Origin of the sequence: Niallia oryzisoli, assembly GCF_036670025.1 — a bacterium.
Lineage (GTDB): Bacteria > Bacillota > Bacilli > Bacillales > Cytobacillaceae > Bacillus_BD > Bacillus_BD oryzisoli.
Window position 1 is genome coordinate 5,812,321 of the sequence record NZ_CP137640.1, and the last position, 17,569, is coordinate 5,829,889.

Consider the following 17,569-nt stretch of genomic DNA (forward strand, 5'->3'; position numbering starts at 1 on the left):
TTTAAAGAGATATTTAGTAAAAGATGGGAGATGATGAATTGAAAAGGAAATGGAAGTCAGCGATTGGTGCACTTGTCATTGGAATCAGTATGTTTAACTTTGGGAGTTATACACTCGCTGCGGACGAACCGGTTCGGGATGTGGAAAATCTCTTCCCATATCCGGACGGGGAACTAACGCTCATCAATCACCGAGGCCTGTCCCCGAGCATGCCGGAAAATACATTGGCGGCCTTCCGCAATTCGGTGGCCATGGGCGTCGATGTCATTGAGATCGATTTGCGTCCCACAAAAGACGGTGAGATTGTGATTCTTCACGATGCAACAGTGGACCGCACCACCAACGGTACCGGTGCAGTCAAGGACATGACACTGGCGGACGTCAAGCAGCTTGACGCGGGCAGTTACGCTGGGGAACAATTTGCTGGAGAGCAGATTCCTACCTATGCCGAGGTACTAGAGACAGTAAAGGGCACAAATGTGCGACTTCTGCTGGACATCAAAGATTCCTCTCAGGTTTGGCAGATTGTTCAGGTCACTGAACATTACGATATGATCGATCAAGTAATTGTAGGCCCCCGTTCAGTAGACGCGCTGAAAGAGTTCAAGGCCCTCAACCCGGACCTGACCACACTCGGATTTATCAGCACCATGTCGGATGCCGATGCCTTCATTAACGCGAGCGTTGACTACATCCGTCAATGGCCGGACTGGATTCTTGCCTCCCGTGACGATGCCTCATGCCAGGCTAACTATGCCGAGCGAGTGGCAGCCTATGAACGTGAAGAGCGCAGCCATCCCGGCTCAGCGTCTTGTGTTGTAGAAGAAGTGGTCTCTCGTGGTGTTCCGGTGTGGTCTACCACAAACGATATGGGCTATGAGGGAATGGATGAGCTCCTGCAACTTGGCGCCACTGGACTTCTTTCCGATGTTCCAGAGGTACTGGATCAGTTGTTAGAAGATATCGAGAAAAAGCGCTTCGTAACCGCTGACGAGAAGCTCGAGAGCCTAAGCCAAAAGCTTGATGATAAACGCGGTGCCCATCATTTGTACATACGTGCCAATCAGATCGTTGGGAAGTATGTGGATGCTGGCAACGCCAAGCGTGCCTGCGAATCGCTGGACGTGCTAACGATCACTACAGATAGGGCAAAGCTGGAAGACGTTATCAAGGATCGTTACCTCCTCGACATCGAGGATATCGAGACCACACTGGCCTGCTCACGCTTCTAAGCCTGCTGCGAGGAAACGCGGGGACGGTTCTGATGCTCCATAGCAAAACGCACGAACCGTCCCGACGTTTACCTGAAACATATTGTGAAACAAGATTTTTCGGGGCGTCACAGTGACGGTGAATATTTGTTTCCATAATACCTAATCCTATCTATTGTTGCTTTAGAGTACAGAATGACTGGAGGCATGAGATGAACACAAAATATAACCCGCTTTTTCAGCCAATTACCCTTAAAAGTGGTATACAACTAAGTAATCGTGTTGTGATGGCACCCATGACGAATTTTTCTTCAAATCAGGATGGGACTGTATCAGAGGATGAATTGGCCTATTATCGAAGACGTTCAAATGGGGTTGGAATGGTTGTGACCGCATGCGCCTATGTGACCCGTAACGGAAAAGGGTTTCCAGGTGAATTTGGCTGTGATTCCGATGATTTCATTCCAAGCTTGCGCAGTTTGGCTTCTACCATAAAAGACCAAGGTACAAAAGCTGTTTTACAAATCTTTCATGGCGGCAGAATGTGTCCTCCTGATTTAGTGCCAAATGGCAGAATCGTCAGTGCCAGTGCAGTTCCTGCAGAGCAAGGTGCCTCAGGCCAAGTACCGGATGCATTGACTGAGGATGAAATCCAATCAATCATACAAGATTTCGGCGCTGCCACTCGAAGAGCGATAGAAGCTGGATTTGACGGAGTTGAGGTTCACGGGGCGAATGGATACTTAGTCCAGCAGTTCTTTTCCCCTCATTCAAATCGGCGAGAGGATCAATACGGCGGGAGTTTAGAAAAAAGACTAACCTTTCCTTTGGCTGTTGTGAATGAAGTGAAAAGAACGGTTGCAGATCATGCAAGCGAACCGTTCTTAGTAGGCTATCGATTTTCACCAGAGGAACCTGAAACACCCGGTATTACAATGGCTGAAACTCTAACGTTAGTGGATGTGCTGGCTGATAAAGAGCTCGATTACCTTCACGTATCATTAAATGAGTATTGGTCAACACCGAGACGAGGCGTTGAGGATTCCCGAACACGACTTGAAATTATTCAAGAGAAAGTGGCTGAAAGAGTACCAGTCATTGGAGTCGGCTCGATCTATACACCGGATGATGCGTTAAAGGCACTTCAAACCGGCGTCGACATGATTGCAATCGGCCGTGAAATCATTATTGATCCGGATTGGGTGATGAAAGTGAAAGAAGGAAAAGAATCGGAGATCGAGACAAAACTAAACAAAGATGCCCAAAAACGCCTAGTAGTACCTGATCCGCTTTGGCAAGCCATTATCAATGCACCTGGCTGGTTTCCGATAGAAGATTGAAAAAGAAACGCGGGGACACCGTCCCGGCGTTTCAAAAGCATTTTTTAAACATTTTGTGAAACAGGATTTTTCGGGGAGTGACCAGGCACCGATCCCTATTGGGTGCAGTTCATCAACACTGTCCCCTTTTAGCTCTTAGTCAGCGGTTGCAATTTCTGATTCTGCTAGTTTCAGCTCTTGTTCTTTTTTCTTTTGACGTTTATAGACTAATGTCGTTAGCAGTGGTGTCAAGATTACAGAGACTATTACTGCAGCTGCTACTTGCAGGGTTGCGATTGGAGCGATAGCAGCAAAAGTTGGATCAGCTAAAGCGACTGCTTTTGGAGTTGCTACTGCATTACCTGCAGTTCCGGATGCTGCAACACCAGCAATTCCAGTACCACCAGTTAATCTATCAGCAATCATACACACAATACCAGTGATTAGAACCGTTGCCACTCCTAAAAGAATTCCACTCCAGCCGGCTGATACCACAGATTTCAAATTGATCGTATTTCCCAATGCGAAACCGAAAAACGGAACAAGAACATCTTGATGTTTCGAACAAAATGCACGGATATCCTTGTCCAAATTCCCTAAGATAGCTCCTAGAATAATAGGAATAATAACAGAAATCATTGCTAGAAATGGTATATTGGCCAGCCCGGCACCAGCTAGTACCAGCATGGTAAGAAATGGTCCTGTTTCAATACTTTGAACAACATAGGAGCCAGTGTCATTTTCATCCCCCATACTGCTCGTTAAAGCAATAAATAATCCACCATTTGTATCATTCATTGCTGCAAGAATGGCCAATGCTGATAATCCCCAAAGGTCACCGTTAAATAAGGTGGCAATAGCTAGTGCAATCGCCGATGCGATACCCACTTTTGCAAACATAATCGAAAAACCTTTTTTCAGCATGACAGGGGTTCCCTTTAAGGTCATTTTGGTTCCTACACAAAATAGGTAGGCTGCGATAAGTGTAGGAAACCCTACAGCACCTAAAGATTCTGTGAAACCACCGATCTTAATAATTTGAGGAAAAAATGTGTTAATAATTGCACCAATAAATAAAGGAACAATCATCAATCCTCCAGGTATTTTCTGAACGCGTTCTAATATTTTCATAATAGCCCTCCAATTCAACCATAATGTGACCTAATCGCACCAACCCGATTCCTGTTCTGATTGGTGCGGACAATATTGACATGACTAAAACAGGGTTTTGATGATTTATTCCTATATCAAATCTCTTATTACTTCACAGTTGTGAAAGAGTCTTCCAGCATAATGACTCTCTTTTCTACAGCAGATCTTTGAGCTGCTTCAATAATTCTCAGCTGAGTGATAATTTTTTCACCAGAAGTTAAAGGTTCTCTATCCTCAATAATAGAATCCACAAACTCTTTCATCTGGATGGCAAAATTGTGAGGAATCGATTCTCCTGTCATAATCCGTTCTCCATTTACAATCAAATCTGTATCAGCTGTACCAATTAGGCCCACATGGTCTCCAGTTTGACTCCAGAAAATACTTCCCTCTTTTCCGATTAGGTGTCCTTCATGCTTAGGATAGCGGTTATTTGTGCCTAAGAAGCATGTTGCTTGTGTTCCATCATTAAATCCGATGATGATCGTAATATCATCATGACCCTCAAAATCAGGATTGTTGGAAACACCTGATGCAAATACAGAGACTGGATCACGGTCATCTAACATCCATAGAGTAATATCAATAGCGTGGGATCCAAGCATCGGATAGGCTAGTCCACCTGTAGCTTCTTTTGACTGCCACCATTGCGGAGCAATGTCTTTATCAAAGAAGCATGTAAAGTTATACAATGAATTCGTGATTTTTCCTATTTTATGAAAATGCTTTCTAGCCTCATGGAAGGCTTGGAAATATCTTCGGCTTTGCGCAACCATTAGCTTTTTATTATTATTTTTAGCGGCTTCTACCATTGAAAGACCTTCTTCAACACTAGTTGCCATTACTTTTTCTACAAGAACGTGCTTTCCTGCGTTGCTTGCCTGAACTGAAATAGGCTCATGCAAGTCATGCTGCAAACAAATAACAACTGCATCTACATTAGGATCTTCTAAACACTTTTCTACTGATGTATAATAAGGAACATTAAATTCTTCTCCATAAGACTTAGCCAAATCTTCTTTGATATCTACTACAGCAGTCAGTTCACATAATTCTGGAAAATGTTCGATCGCATCAATATGTGTACGAGCAATTCTTCCTAATCCGATAATAGCAATTTTCACTTTTTCTACAGTCATTTTGTAACCTCTCCTTATATTAAAATAAAATTTAACTACTTATCATGTTATCAGACATGTTGATTAAAAACTGAAGAATCAGAAAATATTCGTGATTCTTCGAGATTCAATTTAGCCAACATCTCTGTATAGACCTATTTCATTTCACTAATTGTTTCTACCTTTGATTCATTTAGTAATCTTTCATAATCTTCTATTGTGATAATTTCAAGATCACTTTTTGGAGTCATGTAACAGGCCAATGCATAACCATCAGCTAATTCTTCATCAGATAATGCATCGTGTGAACGAACTAATTCCTGCTCATATTCACCGTCAAGCACCTTCACTTTGCACATGCCGCATCCGCCTCGCTGACATCCGGTTGGAATCGGAATAAACTGGTCACGAGCGGCCCGTAATGGCGTTACATTCAGCGGACAATCATACTCAAACTGCTGCCCTCTTGCTTTAAGTGTCACTTTATACATCATATCCCTCCCTATTGTTCGTTTCTTAGAGGATCTCTTCCATTATGTTAGTGCCTTCATAAAAGACTCAGACAATTCACGGCGATGATAGAAAATCCCTTGTCCAATCTTATCTTCAGTCCATGTAATGGTTGGCATATCAGGATATGACAGATATCCACCAGCAAATGCCTCATTCCGATTTCCAGACGGGTCAAAAAAATAAATCGTTTCCCCTCTTGTAATACCGTGACGTGTCGGAGTGACATCAAATGGAACTTCATACATGGATAAAAGATCCGCTGCTTTAAATACATCATGAAGAGAATCAACATGGAATCCAGCATGGTGAAGCTTTGCATCCGGACCTTTTACAAAAGCAATATCATGTGCTTTATTGGTCGTAAACAAGAAACTTCCTAGTAACTCCTCTCCATCTACAGTCGTTATTCTTTCACTTTGTCTGAAGTTAAGCGCTTCAACAAAGAATCTTGTCACTGTTTTTAAATCATCACCCGTTAATAGACAATGGTCTAGACGATGCGGGGCAATTCCTTTTTTACCTAACGGCCATGGGTGCGGATTTAGATTCCCAACGGCAGTCCCTACTAACTCAATTTCCTGATATAATTCACAATGGTGACCTGTTGGTAGAATAAAATGTACCGCTTCTCCTTCAGCCAATCTTGTATGGTTAGAAATACGGGTTGTCGTACAGCCAAATTCTTCTATTTTCTTTTCATAGTATGCTAAGTCATCTAATGTCTCTACTTTAAAAGCTATATGAGCAACTCCAGCACTAGTTGATTTTGTTAAAATCACACTATGATGATCGAATTCATCCCATGCTTTTAAGTACACGCTGTCACCCTTACGTCCAGTTTCTTCTAAACCGATAACATTTGTATAGTAATCTACTGATTTTTCAAGGTCTAATACCTTTAATTCTATTCGACCCATGCGCATCACTCTGGCCATTCGGTTTCCCCCTATATGTAGATTTTATGTAATCCTTACAAAATGGCAGATACATTCAAAATGTCATGAAATAGTCACTTTCCATCAACTAATTCCCTTGCAGATTAGAATAAACATATATATGATAAAGATATCAGTATATCATGTTATCAGACAAGTTAGTGTTAAAAAAAGGAACATCCTATTTCATGTACCTGCCTTTTTATAAAAAGAGTAAACGATGAAAGTTGACTTCAAGTTCTAAACCAAAGTAGAAATCGTTTACAAAACATATACTAGCAAATAACATATTAGTTGTCTACTGAATTTTCTGAAAAAATAATCTCTTTATTACGACAATTTTTTTGATTTATTTATAGAAAATAGAAGAAAAAAGGGGATTCCATATGAAACCGACAAAAATAAACAGACAAAAAATTTATGAAATCATTGCTGAACAAATTAAAGATCAAATTCTTAGCGGTGCTCTGAAACCTGGGGAGCGGCTGCCTACCGGAAAAGAACTATGCGAGATGTATCAAGTTGGAAGATCAACCGTAAGAGAAGCCTTAAGCGCTTTAGAAATCATGGGACTTATTGAGACTCGGCAAGGAGAAGGAAGTACGGTAAAAAAATTCAATCCAGAAGACGTAGGACTTCCGGATTTTCAACAAATACTAATTAGTGAAGAAACCATCATAGAGCTAATGGAAGCTCGTAAATCCCTCGAATTATCGAATGCACGACTAGCAGCTCAAAAAAGAACAGAAGAAGACTTAAAAAAGTTAGAAGACAATTTGAAGACGATGGAATTAAATATAACAAATAAAAAAGAAAGCAAAAGGATAGATATGCTTTTCCATCAAATCGTGGCACAGTCCACCCAAAATACGATTATGGCAAGACTTCTGGAAACCATATCAGACTCCATGGATAAGGCTATGGAAGAAATACGAAGAATAACCTTTGATAATCCCGTATTAACAAAAAAAATTCTCGAAGAACACCGCCAAATCTATCATGCAATAGTAGAACAAAACCCCCTCCTCGCGCAACAAAAAATGGCGGAACACCTTGATCATTTTGAAGGTGCAATGAAGAATTATTATCAATCTAAATAAAGAAACATAGGGATGGTTCTGATGTTTCACAGTGAAGCACAAGAACCGCCCCCGTGTTTCGTCTAATTATTATTGCTCACATCACAATTTTTGGAAGTTGTATTGTTATCTACTTCAGTACCCTCCCCCATCTGGTTACCAATAGCACCGCCTGAAATACCGCCTATAACAGTACCAATTAGTCCAAATGGAGCACCTATCATAGCACCCGTAACGACTCCATTAAATGTTCCTGTTGTTTCACCATAGTTAGTGGCATCTTGATTAGCATTACTACCAGCTTGATGATTGCTACTTTCATCTACAGTTCCACCAAAGCGCTTGCGGTCGTTACCTTGATCCATCCATTCACTTCCTTGTTTATTAATGGGAATATGCTAATTATGAAAGCACACTATCCCAAACATATGCTACCCTGCTGAAGTAGTTTTCTCACTTTATGTTTAGTGAGAGATTTCTAATTTCTATTACCAGGTTGTATCTAGAAACGTGGGGACATTCTCGCGTTTCTACCGCAAGGATTAAGGGTATTGTGGGATTTCATCTTGGAGAAATTACACAAAATAAGCAATCCCTGTAGAAAATTAGCTCTTACAGAGATTGCATGATTCACGGAACGTTTTGTGAAACAAAATTTTTCGGAGAGTGTCATTATACAAATATCAACAAACTTCGGGTCACTGTGACAGAAATTATGCTACGTTAATTTTATTATTTTCTACTGATACAGTGATCGCAGTAACGTTTTCGTTATTAATAATTAAAGAAGCTTTCTACAGGGAATGGTTGGGTGAATATCCAACCTAGTAGGCGTTTACTCCACCATGAAACACCAGGACGGTTAAATGTATTAAGATAAAACTAAAAGGATTGACCCTCGTACAATACAGAGAACAATCCTCTTTTAGTTGCATGAAAATATTTGTATAACTTTTTGGGTTCAGTTCAAGTTGTAGTGCTGTTTAAGATATTCCACAAATGCCTTTACCACAGTAAAGGTAGTGTCTTCCTCGCGGTATAGCGCCCAAAGGCTTCGTAAAAATGGTTGACCATCTATGTGAGTCAACGGAAGAATAAAAAGATCTTCCGTTAATTCCTCTTTTTTGAACATATATTTAGGCAATATACAGTATCCCAATCCTTGCATTACCATTTCTTTACACGTTCCTGGTCTATTAACCTCCATAAAAATAGAAGGCGGGCTTGAAAAATGCTCATACCACCATTTGTGGTCATCCTTTTGTGCGGTGTGATCCATTTTCTGAATAATTCGAGGAAGATTTGGAAGTTCATCCAGTGATATGGAATGTCTTGAAATCAAGCATATTTGACTATTGTTCAATAACAGTTTGCCATCATTCCATTCATAGTCGCCCCGGAGCATGCAAATATGGTACTCCGCGTTTGTAAACTGATCTAAAAATCGTCTTACTATTGTCTGAGTGAATTTTTAAACGAACGTTTGGATAAAGTTGATGAAAGTTTTTTAAGATCTCTGGTAGATCATATTCATCTACATTGCTGCTAACACCAAGTCTCAATTCCCCATGGATCTCACCTCCTATTTCCGAAAGTTGATCTTTTAATTTCTGCAATTCATTGCTCATTTTTTTTGCATATTGTGCTAAACATCTTCCTTCTGGTGTAAATTTAATTTCCCTTCTGCCCCTGACAAAAATTTTTATACCGAATTGGTTTTCTAATTGATTAAGCCTGTAGGTTAGAGCAGGCTGAGAAGTATGTAGTTTCTGGGCTGCTCGAGAGATATTTTTTTTCTTCATAAACGACCTGCAAATAAGTCCAATCTTTATCATCCATTCTCCTACAACCTCCTCTATGGAATAAATTTAATTATAAATAAATTTTTATATTTTTTAAATTTTTTATATTTTATTTATTTTTAAACGAATTGTATACTTTTTTAAGAAAGCTAGTTTAGAAGAATTATAAAGTAAGCGCATGCATGAATGGCTAGGAGGTGAAATGAAGGAATAGTTAGATCAAAAAGTGTATGAAATAGCAGTTAGATCTATTCAATTAAATGTATAAAGTTTCATTGCTAAGTCACTTGGCATGGAGACTCTGAGGGTATAATATTTCTGCAAAGGAATAAGCCGTAGGGCTTTGATAGGTACACGAGTCTAACATACCCACACCCCAGAAAAAGCAGTTGATATACATTGAATAGAGCTACTCTAGATTGCCAAATCCTACATTTTTTAATGTCAGCAACACATAGGGGAATTTTGTATGAAATTGGAAGTTGTCTTTAACCCTAAACGACAGTCTATTACGTATGTGAAAAGAGGAATTGAGAGATGGGGAAGTTAAAACGTTCTATTTTTTTTATGTTAGTCCTTTTAATTGCAAATAGCATACTAGGCTCCACGATTTATGCAGAAGAAACAAATGATCAGAAGAAAGAATTGACTTCCACGGTAAGTGAGGCCAGTTGTTCAAACCTAAGCGGAATGAATATTTCTAAATCTTCTATTGGATTACGCACTACGGGCGCTACCATTACTTCAGCTAAACTTGTTAATGATAATAATGGAGAGTTTTGTAAGACATTAGGTGCCATTCATCCGGTTGATTCTTCTACACCAGATATTCTATTCGAAGTCAATTTACCTACAGAATGGAATGGAAAAGCACTTCGGCGGTGGATTTGATGGTGTTTTAATAACAGGTTTAGATAACAACAAATACGATCAAACCAATGCCCCTACTCCATTGAAGAATGGCTATGTAACATTCGGAAGCGACTCGGGACACTCATTAAAATTTAAATGGGATGGTTCGTGGGCATTGAACGATGAGGCGTTAGCAAACTTTGCGGGGGACCAACTGAAGAAAACCCATGATGTAGCCATGAGTCTTTATCTTTCCAATGAACAGAGGGATATCGTTTGAAACACTTTCATCACCAGGGACATAAATGGGTCCTTCTAATTTTCCGCACTCTAATGTAGTATTTTTATTTAACAGGCAACTAATAAATGCATCTAAGTCTTCGTTATTTTGTTTATGTTTTTTGGGATCAATGTTCGCAGATAAGAAGTTATGTACAACAAATACAGCAAAAGAAGCATTTTGCTTATTGATCGGTGGTATTCGGTTGTTTAAAGCTGAGGACACCACCCCCACGTTTCCACTATTTTCATCTTTTTATTGTTCTAAAAATGTAAATTCTAGAAAAATAATGAATCTTAATATATATTATATTAAAAGGGGGATAAAGTTGGTTCGTATGACAGTCGCTGGTATCGGAGGATTTTTCCTCGTTTTTATTGAGGCATACATTGTTTTAATTTTAAAAGGCTACCACTCCATCGACTTTGATGGTATCCGTCCATTTGTTTCTATCTGGTCCTTGAACTTTTTCCTTCTGTTTTCCATTTTTACTAGTATCAAACCGTGGGTTTCTAAAAGAATGTCAAAATATCAAGAATCCTCGCTAAAAGATAATTTATAAACTTTTAAATGACACCAAAACCAAAAAGCCTTAGTCCTTTTGTTTGAAAGGAATAAGGCTTTTATATATATTTATCTTTTTGAAGGAACTGCAACATCATTCTCTTTCTTGTTCATGATGTGACGTACAATAGGTAGAACCCAACGGTCTAATCCATATTTCCCTGCATTTGCACCAGCTACAAGAATGAATACGATGATTAACGCCATTAAGGCATTAGGATTTGCTACTCCAGAAAAAAGGAAAGAAAAGTTCATCACTACTCCAAAAAAGGCGGCTGCTGTTGTTAAACATCCTAAGATTAATCCAAGACCAACTAAAACTTCACCCCATGGAACGAGGAAATTAAAAAGAATGATGTTAGGAAGTGCAACACCTTCTAGGAAAGAAGCCCACCAGCCCTCTACTCCTGGATTCTTAATCGCACCTTGAAGGAAACCAGAAGCATCAAATCCACCACCGCTAACCTTTTCCCATCCATGGATTAAAAAGGTAGAACCTACATATAATCTAAGTAATACAAGAATGATAGCAGAAACATTGCTTTCTCTTAACCATTTAACCATAATTTCCACTCCCTTAATCTTATTTCCTTTACAATTAGATTGTACTACTTTATCCTTAATTAAAAATATTCGAACCGGAGATTTCACTGTTTCGAAATACCTTATTGACGATATTGTTAAATATAGATTTTGTCTATTGATTATTGCTTTTATCGTTTTTTCAAAGAAACGCGGGGAAGGTTCGCGTTTCACTCTGAAACATCAAAACCATCCCCGCGCTTTTATTTATGTAAGTGATATTAAAGTCATTTGTTGACCTCTTTTTACTTCAAGTGTAAGTGTTACTGTTTTCCCTTGCTGCTGAGATACTTCATTCCTCAAATGACCATATCCTGCTGCACGGGTTTTTCCATCGGACGTGATAAAATGAAAAGCTCCAGGTTCTATACCGGTTATTTGAGCCACTACCTTTATTTGATTTGAAGAAGCAGCTATGCCGTTAGGAATTTTAATAGCTTGTCCAATTTTCAGTTTTGTTGGTTCGACTGCTGGGTTTAATTCTTGAATAACTAAGACAGAGATACCTAAAGTTCTTCCGATTTTAGCAAATGTATCACCTTTTTTAATCACATATTCTGATGAACCATTTTTAGCATTTGTCCCAGTTTTAGTTGCTGCTGGTTTTATATTCGTTAAATAGGAAGCACTGACAAACGCTACTTTGTTATTGAAATCGATCTGAGCCCACTCATTCTTTATCGATTTTACGGACACAGTATCGTTTAATTTTAGCTTCCCTACTATTGAACTATTAGTAGATGCTGACTCCCTTACTCTTAACGTAGATGCCGTTACATACATCGTTTTTTCCTGCGATTTAACTGTACTAGTAGGAGCTGTAGTTGTTGCAGGGATATTAATTTTTTGTCCAATTTTCAGTTTAGTTGGCTCGACTGTTGGGTTTAGTTTTTGAATAGCTGAGGTAGAGACACCTAAAGTTCTGCCAATTATAGCAAATGTATCACCGCTTTTAATTACGTATACAGTAGAACCAGTGTTGGCGTTAGATTTCTCCCTGACTTTTTTTGCAAGATAATCAGAACTCACATAACAAAGTCTTCCTTTAATCAGAATACCAGCCCAGCCATTTTCCTCAAATGCAACCTTAACCATATCCCCTTTTTGATATTTGGCAATAATACTACTTTCTGTATTCGGGCGGGAACGGACATGTAGTATTGTAGCCGTTACCATTTTGTCCTGTACTTTAGGTAAAAGAATTTTTTTACCATCTATTGAGGTTATTCCATTAGCATCTAATATTTCTTGTACTGTTACACCATGATTCAAAGCGATATTTTCAATTTTATCACTGTTTTTTACCTGATATGTATATTCTTGAACCCACCCGGCATTCGTGGAAATGGTATTAAAACCAAGAATAACCGTAAAAATCCCAGTCACTACTAGTTTTTTTACTGGATTTTTTTGAATCCACTGGTTCATTTGTGAAACATATGTATGCCAATTATCTCTAATGTCATTTAGAAATCCTTTAATATCTAAAACATTTCGTATATCAAATAGATTTTCGTTTTTATAATATGCTCGTTTTTCCATTCTTGAAGAGAAAACGGGTTCTATTTTTGTATGTTTTCTTCTGATATGAGTTTCTGTTCTTCGTAATACCAATTTCCCATTTTCAAATAATTCTTCTGTCATAATGATAAAGTCTCCTATTCTGTTTCTATGTTTGATACATGTCACCAAATTAAATATTTCTTCATTAATAGAATTCGAGGATTTTGTCGATTTCTGACGGTTCTTTATCAAATAACAGGAAAAATAAACATATTGAACTACCAATAACCATAAATAGTAATAATATCCATTCATTTTTAATAGTTATTTTTTATTTTAAAAATTCCAGAAACACGGGGCGATTCTAACGTTTCTACATGAGGATTGTGGGTATGGTTGATTTTATATTTGAGAAATCAAAAAAAAATCCCTATAGAAAGTTACTCCACAGAGGATTGCTTCGATTTTATTATTAAAATGCAGAACGTCCCGATGTTTTAATGGCTTCCAGTTTCTCACTGGATTTAAAGTTAGCTCACCTTGAAGAAATTGGCTTTTTCGATGGATTTTTGAAAAACATAGTTCAATAGAGCTAATGAATAAGAAATAAGAAAAAGGATTGTAGAGTTAAACTTTTTTAATTTATAATGACCTATTTTCTGAGAAACTGCATTAAAGGGATAGGCAAAAAGAAGATCCATGATTAAATTACAAATTGCATATAAAGAAAATTTTCCATATGTAAAATGAAATACCCACAAATTAATAGTAAAAAATGGTCCAAATACAAAGGCTAATGTATCGAATACTGCATATTTGATTCCTCCTTTTACCTCCCACCATTTGAAAATGAAGTTTAGCAGTGATTCAATTAGCAAAATACAGGAGCAAAATAAGGTAACCGGTAAATATCTTTTAAAGGATTTCCTTGGAAGAAAGAAAATGACAGTAGCCCACAAAACAATCGCATTAAATATTCTAAAAAAACTCGCCAACAATATCATCACCCTTAGTTTTGTTTTTAGGATGTGATAGTTTATAGATTCTATTCTAACGTCTGAAAACTAATATGAAAGTGCAATGCCCCTTTCTATTTATTTAATTACTTTTTCAAGAAAAAATTTCGTGGAACATCTTGTGAAACAAAATTTTTCAAGTCATCACAGTGACCGAAGCTTTTGGGTTTTCGGGGAATGCCATTGCAGTGAGCCTTCTTGGATGATATTTGTCACCGATATTGGGTCGACGTGCCTGTCCCCTCGTCCCGTCAAGCAATGTTATAATATTTCCAGGAGGTGGCTTTAATGGACTATTTCTATACTTCGCAGCAAAGAGATGCAAGGTTAAATACTTTAACGGAAGATCAGCGTCTTTATCTGATTGAAAAGTTAAAAAGAGGAAAGAGAACCGTTTTCTCTAATGAATTAGCAAAGGGAAAAGGTACCTATTTAGGTTCGGATCAAGATTTAGAACGAGAAATTGAACAATGGGAATTCATTGATTTATTGGATGGCGGAGAAGGAAATCGTCCTTATCGCTGCGAGTGCGGCATGTCCCTCCGTTATCAGTATATTGTTAAAAACACACGCACTGGGGAAATAAAGAAATTCGGAAAGAATCATTTCGAATTTCACACAGGTATTCCTGCTACTATTGTGAAAGATATCATTAAAGGATTTGAGCAAATTGATTATGAATTAGATGAAATCCTTTATAAATTGGAGAATGGCTGGGATCGATCGATTATAAAGAAAATCATAGATTATAAAATAGAGATTCCGTTAGAAATATATAAACAGCTTCAGCTTAGATTGCCTTTACTTGATAAACAAATGAACAAATTATCCAGATTTGTAAGGGAAAAAGAAGAAGAATTACATAAACAAGAATATATGAAAAAGCTTGAAAGACTAAAAGCAGAGCAAGCGAAAAGAGATAGTTCTGTTTCTAGACCTGCAGTGAAACCTGTTAATGCGATAACAAGATCGAATCCCAAAAAGCTGGCCAAGAAGCCTGTGCTCTCTTCCCCTTTAGGAACAGATGCCCACCGATTGATTATTCAATTATTAGAGACCAATGGGACCATCAGTGTACTAGAAATTTGCGAGGAATTGGATACAATCGAGCATAACTTTAAAGGCTTTTTCAGCACTGGAAAACCCTTAGTCTTCCCACAAGTGGCAATAATTTTGGATCAATTCGTTCAGCAAGGGATATGCCGTTTAGAAAAAAGCAATCTAGATGATCGGTGGTATTCGGTTTTTTGAAGCTGATGGCACAGTGAAAGTTCTTTAAGAGGTCAATCGGAGGTTTTATGGAAACGAAGGGACGGTTCAACAACTCCGTGACAAATGTTCAAATGATTCGTGACGTTTGTTTTATTTGAGTGAAATATTCAACTAGTGACTAAATCTTAAAGCTTTAACCGAAAGAGGATGACTTACATATAAAATTAAATAAATTAATATAGAATAATTCCTTTGTATAATATAAGTAGAAATCTTATATAATTACAAAAGACTGAGCACAACTTCTATTGCAAGGGTGACAGTTGTCACTGTTTTTCTACTTTTAGGAGAACCACCCTGCTTATCACGGCTAGGGGTGGTTTTCTTGTTATCTATAACGTTTTTTCGAAAGGTATAAGCAAAAACTCCCCTCACAATCCTCTTCAAAGCTTAACGAACGAATTCAAGAAACGTTTCTATGATCATTACCCTTCCTGAAACGAAGCAAGGCCGACAACCAACCACCCTCACAATATCCAGTTGATCTTTTATTCTATCATACTCTTATATTCATCTACTCTATCAATCCTCGATAAAATTCGAGTGTCACAGTGACGGAACTATAGCACTTCCATTTAACAATGAAAACGGTAGCATTTTTCTTAAATTTGACCTATTTACTATACTAGGCGCTAATCCAATCACTTCAAACAATCGTTTGATTAAAAATGTGGAGCATTTGTAAAAACAAGATTTTTCGGGGAGTGACACCGATTCGTATTTTACCCTTTTTTAATAAAACTTTGAGTTGCTTTCAACATCTCTAGCTATATTCAGGGGCAATTGTTTGATTTTGGATTGAAGGCGTTTCAAAGCAGTATGGCCTAAATAACGTTTGTTTTCGACATAATAAGCACATATTGAGATTTCATAATCAAAAAGATAGTCATAAACATGGTAATCAACAAAAAGAATATCGTCCTTAGGGAAAGGTATTTCTTTTCCTTGCAATGCGTACATCAAACCTATGTTGTGTTTAGATTTTATTCGATACATTTTTGCAAGGTGGTACAAAGGCTCAGCTCTACTCGGTCTGTGCTCCCAAGAGTTCTGAAAATAAGTAGTAGCAAGAGCAAAAAATTGTTCTTCCTGATGAATTAAGCTATCTATTGTGGAATGATCCATTATCGATTTATTTTCTTTCGACTCTTTGATCAGCTGTTCCCGTTTGAAGGAAGAAATATTAGCCAAACGCTCATAACACAGACCTATTTGTAATAGGGAATAAAATACTTCTTCCACCCACCCACCAGCTTCAACTCTTTTCTTGTACCATTGAATGGATTCCTCAAGTTCATCGAGACAAAAGAATGTTTGTGCTAAGTAAAACATGTATCTGATTTTTAAATCTGGCGGGGTTGTTTGATCATTAATTCCTTCTAATAATAATCGTTTATCCCGTTCAAATTTATCAATCCTACTACCACCATCCTGTTGATCGTAAATAATTAGACTATCGAGTGTTCCCTTTGTTTCTAAGTAAGTAGATTGATCAGTCCCTAATCTTGAACGATCTATATCCCAATATTCATGTGTAACCCCAACAGATTTCCATGGTAAAGATGTCTTAAGAAGACGAGTAAGCCAATATTTTATTTGGTCATCATATTGCATCGTAAGATAGTGATCATACTCTAAGCTGGACTTATCAAAATGAGGACTCACTGTTAAGATCATATCAGCATCAAGCAACAACAAATAATCCGCCTCTAGATAGGTCTCTTGAGCCAGTGATAGAGCTAAAGTTCGATTATATCCAAAATTTTTAAAAGGTTGATGATGAACAGTACCAGGGATACTGTTTTCTTTGCACCAATTCTCAATCATTTCAGGTGTATTGTCAGTAGAACCTGTATCACAAATGGAAACAAAATCAATTATAGACTTGGCCGAATTTAAACACCTTTCTATAATGCTTGATTCATTTTTTACAATCATACAAAGACATATTTTCTTTTCCGATTCTTTATGTTGTGTTATATTTGGTATTTTTTCTTCCACTATTTTTTACCCCCTTTTTATTTTGGCTATAGATTAGTACAGTCACATATTTTATTTTTGAACTTGTATTAGTAGCTGGTAATTAATCACTCTACAGAATTGTTAGCGGCTGCCCACCCTATTAAAAAGTGAGTAGCGGATTTTAAGTAATTCCCGACTTTAAACGATTAACTCTGATCGCGGTCCATATTTTACCTCAAGGACATAGAGAGAAAAATCAATTCTATATTATGCTAAACAGGGAAAAATTGTGTTCCAACGGATCTGTTATCTCCTCTAATGCATCTGCATGCGGCCATAAAAGAACCACACATGGGCATAATGGTTGATGACTCTTACCACTACTACTGCCTTCATGCTTCGTGACTTG

Annotated in this window: 17 protein-coding genes; 7 read left to right on the forward strand and 10 right to left on the reverse strand. The window is 37.8% G+C overall.

Annotated features, from left to right (window positions below; all coding sequences use genetic code 11):
- Positions 1 to 38: 38 nt before the first annotated feature.
- Both R4Z09_RS28815 and R4Z09_RS28820 read left to right on the forward strand, forming a co-directional pair.
- Positions 39 to 1,232 carry a glycerophosphodiester phosphodiesterase gene (locus R4Z09_RS28815; protein ID WP_338450090.1) on the forward strand — a complete coding sequence of 398 codons (1,194 nt, stop codon included), beginning with the start codon at positions 39 to 41 and terminating at the stop codon, positions 1,230 to 1,232.
- A 191-nt stretch (positions 1,233 to 1,423) separates the two neighbouring features.
- On the forward strand, positions 1,424 to 2,551 hold the full coding sequence (locus R4Z09_RS28820) for an NADH-dependent flavin oxidoreductase (protein WP_338450091.1): 1,128 nt from the start codon (positions 1,424 to 1,426) through the stop codon (positions 2,549 to 2,551).
- A 135-nt stretch (positions 2,552 to 2,686) separates the two neighbouring features.
- On the opposite strand, the gene R4Z09_RS28825 is transcribed toward R4Z09_RS28820, so the two are convergent.
- The 4 genes from R4Z09_RS28825 to R4Z09_RS28840 form a co-directional block, all read right to left on the reverse strand.
- A complete protein-coding gene (locus tag R4Z09_RS28825) occupies positions 2,687 to 3,661 on the reverse strand; it encodes a 2-keto-3-deoxygluconate permease (protein ID WP_338450092.1) in 975 nt (324 codons plus the stop codon).
- A gap of 128 nt (positions 3,662 to 3,789) precedes the next feature.
- The gene (locus tag R4Z09_RS28830; protein WP_338450093.1) at positions 3,790 to 4,821 is read right to left on the reverse strand and encodes a Gfo/Idh/MocA family oxidoreductase; all 1,032 of its coding nucleotides are present in this window, start codon (positions 4,819 to 4,821) and stop codon (positions 3,790 to 3,792) included.
- Positions 4,822 to 4,955: 134 nt separating this feature from the next.
- On the reverse strand, positions 4,956 to 5,291 hold the full coding sequence (locus R4Z09_RS28835; protein ID WP_338450094.1) for a 2Fe-2S iron-sulfur cluster binding domain-containing protein: 336 nt from the start codon (positions 5,289 to 5,291) through the stop codon (positions 4,956 to 4,958).
- A gap of 42 nt (positions 5,292 to 5,333) precedes the next feature.
- A complete protein-coding gene (locus tag R4Z09_RS28840; RefSeq protein ID WP_338450095.1) occupies positions 5,334 to 6,248 on the reverse strand; it encodes a catechol 2,3-dioxygenase in 915 nt (304 codons plus the stop codon).
- Between the two features lie 386 nt (positions 6,249 to 6,634).
- Between R4Z09_RS28840 and R4Z09_RS28845 the strand changes: the two genes are divergently transcribed.
- Positions 6,635 to 7,348 carry a FadR/GntR family transcriptional regulator gene (locus R4Z09_RS28845; protein ID WP_338450096.1) on the forward strand — a complete coding sequence of 238 codons (714 nt, stop codon included), beginning with the start codon at positions 6,635 to 6,637 and terminating at the stop codon, positions 7,346 to 7,348.
- 62 nt (positions 7,349 to 7,410) lie between these two features.
- Here R4Z09_RS28845 and R4Z09_RS28850 read toward each other — a convergent pair whose 3' ends face one another.
- The 3 genes from R4Z09_RS28850 to R4Z09_RS28860 all read right to left on the reverse strand — a co-directional run bounded on the left by R4Z09_RS28850 (position 7,411) and on the right by R4Z09_RS28860 (position 9,129).
- Entirely contained in the window at positions 7,411 to 7,692 is a 282-nt protein-coding gene (locus R4Z09_RS28850) for a hypothetical protein (protein WP_338450097.1), read from the reverse strand.
- A gap of 596 nt (positions 7,693 to 8,288) precedes the next feature.
- Complete coding sequence (locus R4Z09_RS28855; protein ID WP_338450098.1) at positions 8,289 to 8,732, reverse strand: substrate-binding domain-containing protein; 444 nt, start codon at positions 8,730 to 8,732, stop codon at positions 8,289 to 8,291.
- On the reverse strand, positions 8,713 to 9,129 hold the full coding sequence (locus R4Z09_RS28860; RefSeq protein ID WP_338450099.1) for a LysR family transcriptional regulator: 417 nt from the start codon (positions 9,127 to 9,129) through the stop codon (positions 8,713 to 8,715). Before R4Z09_RS28860 ends, R4Z09_RS28855 begins: the two co-directional genes overlap by 20 nt.
- Before the next feature lie 537 nt (positions 9,130 to 9,666).
- On the opposite strand from R4Z09_RS28860, the gene R4Z09_RS28865 reads away from it, so the two are divergent.
- The 3 genes from R4Z09_RS28865 (at position 9,667) to R4Z09_RS28875 (ending at position 10,823) form a co-directional block, all read left to right on the forward strand.
- Complete coding sequence (locus R4Z09_RS28865; protein WP_338450100.1) at positions 9,667 to 10,020, forward strand: hypothetical protein; 354 nt, start codon at positions 9,667 to 9,669, stop codon at positions 10,018 to 10,020.
- Positions 9,992 to 10,261 (forward strand): tannase/feruloyl esterase family alpha/beta hydrolase, encoded by a 270-nt coding sequence (locus tag R4Z09_RS28870; protein WP_338450101.1) that lies wholly within the window; start codon positions 9,992 to 9,994, stop codon positions 10,259 to 10,261. Before R4Z09_RS28865 ends, R4Z09_RS28870 begins: the two co-directional genes overlap by 29 nt.
- A 337-nt stretch (positions 10,262 to 10,598) precedes the next feature.
- Positions 10,599 to 10,823, forward strand: a complete 225-nt coding sequence (locus R4Z09_RS28875; RefSeq protein WP_338453386.1) for a hypothetical protein — start codon at positions 10,599 to 10,601, stop codon at positions 10,821 to 10,823.
- A 71-nt stretch (positions 10,824 to 10,894) separates the two neighbouring features.
- On the opposite strand, the gene R4Z09_RS28880 is transcribed toward R4Z09_RS28875, so the two are convergent.
- Positions 10,895 to 11,392 (reverse strand): DoxX family protein, encoded by a 498-nt coding sequence (locus tag R4Z09_RS28880; protein ID WP_338453387.1) that lies wholly within the window; start codon positions 11,390 to 11,392, stop codon positions 10,895 to 10,897.
- A 222-nt stretch (positions 11,393 to 11,614) separates the two neighbouring features.
- The gene (locus tag R4Z09_RS28885) at positions 11,615 to 13,051 is read right to left on the reverse strand and encodes a LysM peptidoglycan-binding domain-containing protein (RefSeq protein WP_338450102.1); all 1,437 of its coding nucleotides are present in this window, start codon (positions 13,049 to 13,051) and stop codon (positions 11,615 to 11,617) included.
- Positions 13,052 to 14,214: 1,163 nt separating this feature from the next.
- Here R4Z09_RS28885 and R4Z09_RS28890 point away from each other — a divergent pair.
- Positions 14,215 to 15,177, forward strand: a complete 963-nt coding sequence (locus tag R4Z09_RS28890; protein ID WP_338450103.1) for a DUF3895 domain-containing protein — start codon at positions 14,215 to 14,217, stop codon at positions 15,175 to 15,177.
- Positions 15,178 to 15,930: 753 nt separating this feature from the next.
- Here R4Z09_RS28890 and R4Z09_RS28895 read toward each other — a convergent pair.
- Positions 15,931 to 17,136 carry a glycosyltransferase gene (locus R4Z09_RS28895; protein WP_422392324.1) on the reverse strand — a complete coding sequence of 402 codons (1,206 nt, stop codon included), beginning with the start codon at positions 17,134 to 17,136 and terminating at the stop codon, positions 15,931 to 15,933.
- Positions 17,137 to 17,569: the final 433 nt, after the last annotated feature.

Coding starts and splice junctions, on each gene's coding strand:
- R4Z09_RS28820 (WP_338450091.1), top strand. CDS start 1,424: ATGAACACAAAATATAACCCGCTTTTTCAGCCAATTACCCTTAAAAGT.
- R4Z09_RS28825 (WP_338450092.1), bottom strand. CDS start 3,661: ATGAAAATATTAGAACGCGTTCAGAAAATACCTGGAGGATTGATGATT.
- R4Z09_RS28830 (WP_338450093.1), bottom strand. CDS start 4,821: ATGACTGTAGAAAAAGTGAAAATTGCTATTATCGGATTAGGAAGAATT.
- R4Z09_RS28835 (WP_338450094.1), bottom strand. CDS start 5,291: ATGTATAAAGTGACACTTAAAGCAAGAGGGCAGCAGTTTGAGTATGAT.
- R4Z09_RS28840 (WP_338450095.1), bottom strand. CDS start 6,248: ATGGCCAGAGTGATGCGCATGGGTCGAATAGAATTAAAGGTATTAGAC.
- R4Z09_RS28845 (WP_338450096.1), top strand. CDS start 6,635: ATGAAACCGACAAAAATAAACAGACAAAAAATTTATGAAATCATTGCT.
- R4Z09_RS28850 (WP_338450097.1), bottom strand. CDS start 7,692: ATGGATCAAGGTAACGACCGCAAGCGCTTTGGTGGAACTGTAGATGAA.
- R4Z09_RS28855 (WP_338450098.1), bottom strand. CDS start 8,732: ATGCTCCGGGGCGACTATGAATGGAATGATGGCAAACTGTTATTGAAC.
- R4Z09_RS28860 (WP_338450099.1), bottom strand. CDS start 9,129: ATGAAGAAAAAAAATATCTCTCGAGCAGCCCAGAAACTACATACTTCT.
- R4Z09_RS28865 (WP_338450100.1), top strand. CDS start 9,667: ATGGGGAAGTTAAAACGTTCTATTTTTTTTATGTTAGTCCTTTTAATT.
- R4Z09_RS28870 (WP_338450101.1), top strand. CDS start 9,992: ATGGAAAAGCACTTCGGCGGTGGATTTGATGGTGTTTTAATAACAGGT.
- R4Z09_RS28875 (WP_338453386.1), top strand. CDS start 10,599: ATGACAGTCGCTGGTATCGGAGGATTTTTCCTCGTTTTTATTGAGGCA.
- R4Z09_RS28885 (WP_338450102.1), bottom strand. CDS start 13,051: ATGACAGAAGAATTATTTGAAAATGGGAAATTGGTATTACGAAGAACA.
- R4Z09_RS28890 (WP_338450103.1), top strand. CDS start 14,215: ATGGACTATTTCTATACTTCGCAGCAAAGAGATGCAAGGTTAAATACT.
- R4Z09_RS28895 (WP_422392324.1), bottom strand. CDS start 17,136: ATGATTGTAAAAAATGAATCAAGCATTATAGAAAGGTGTTTAAATTCG.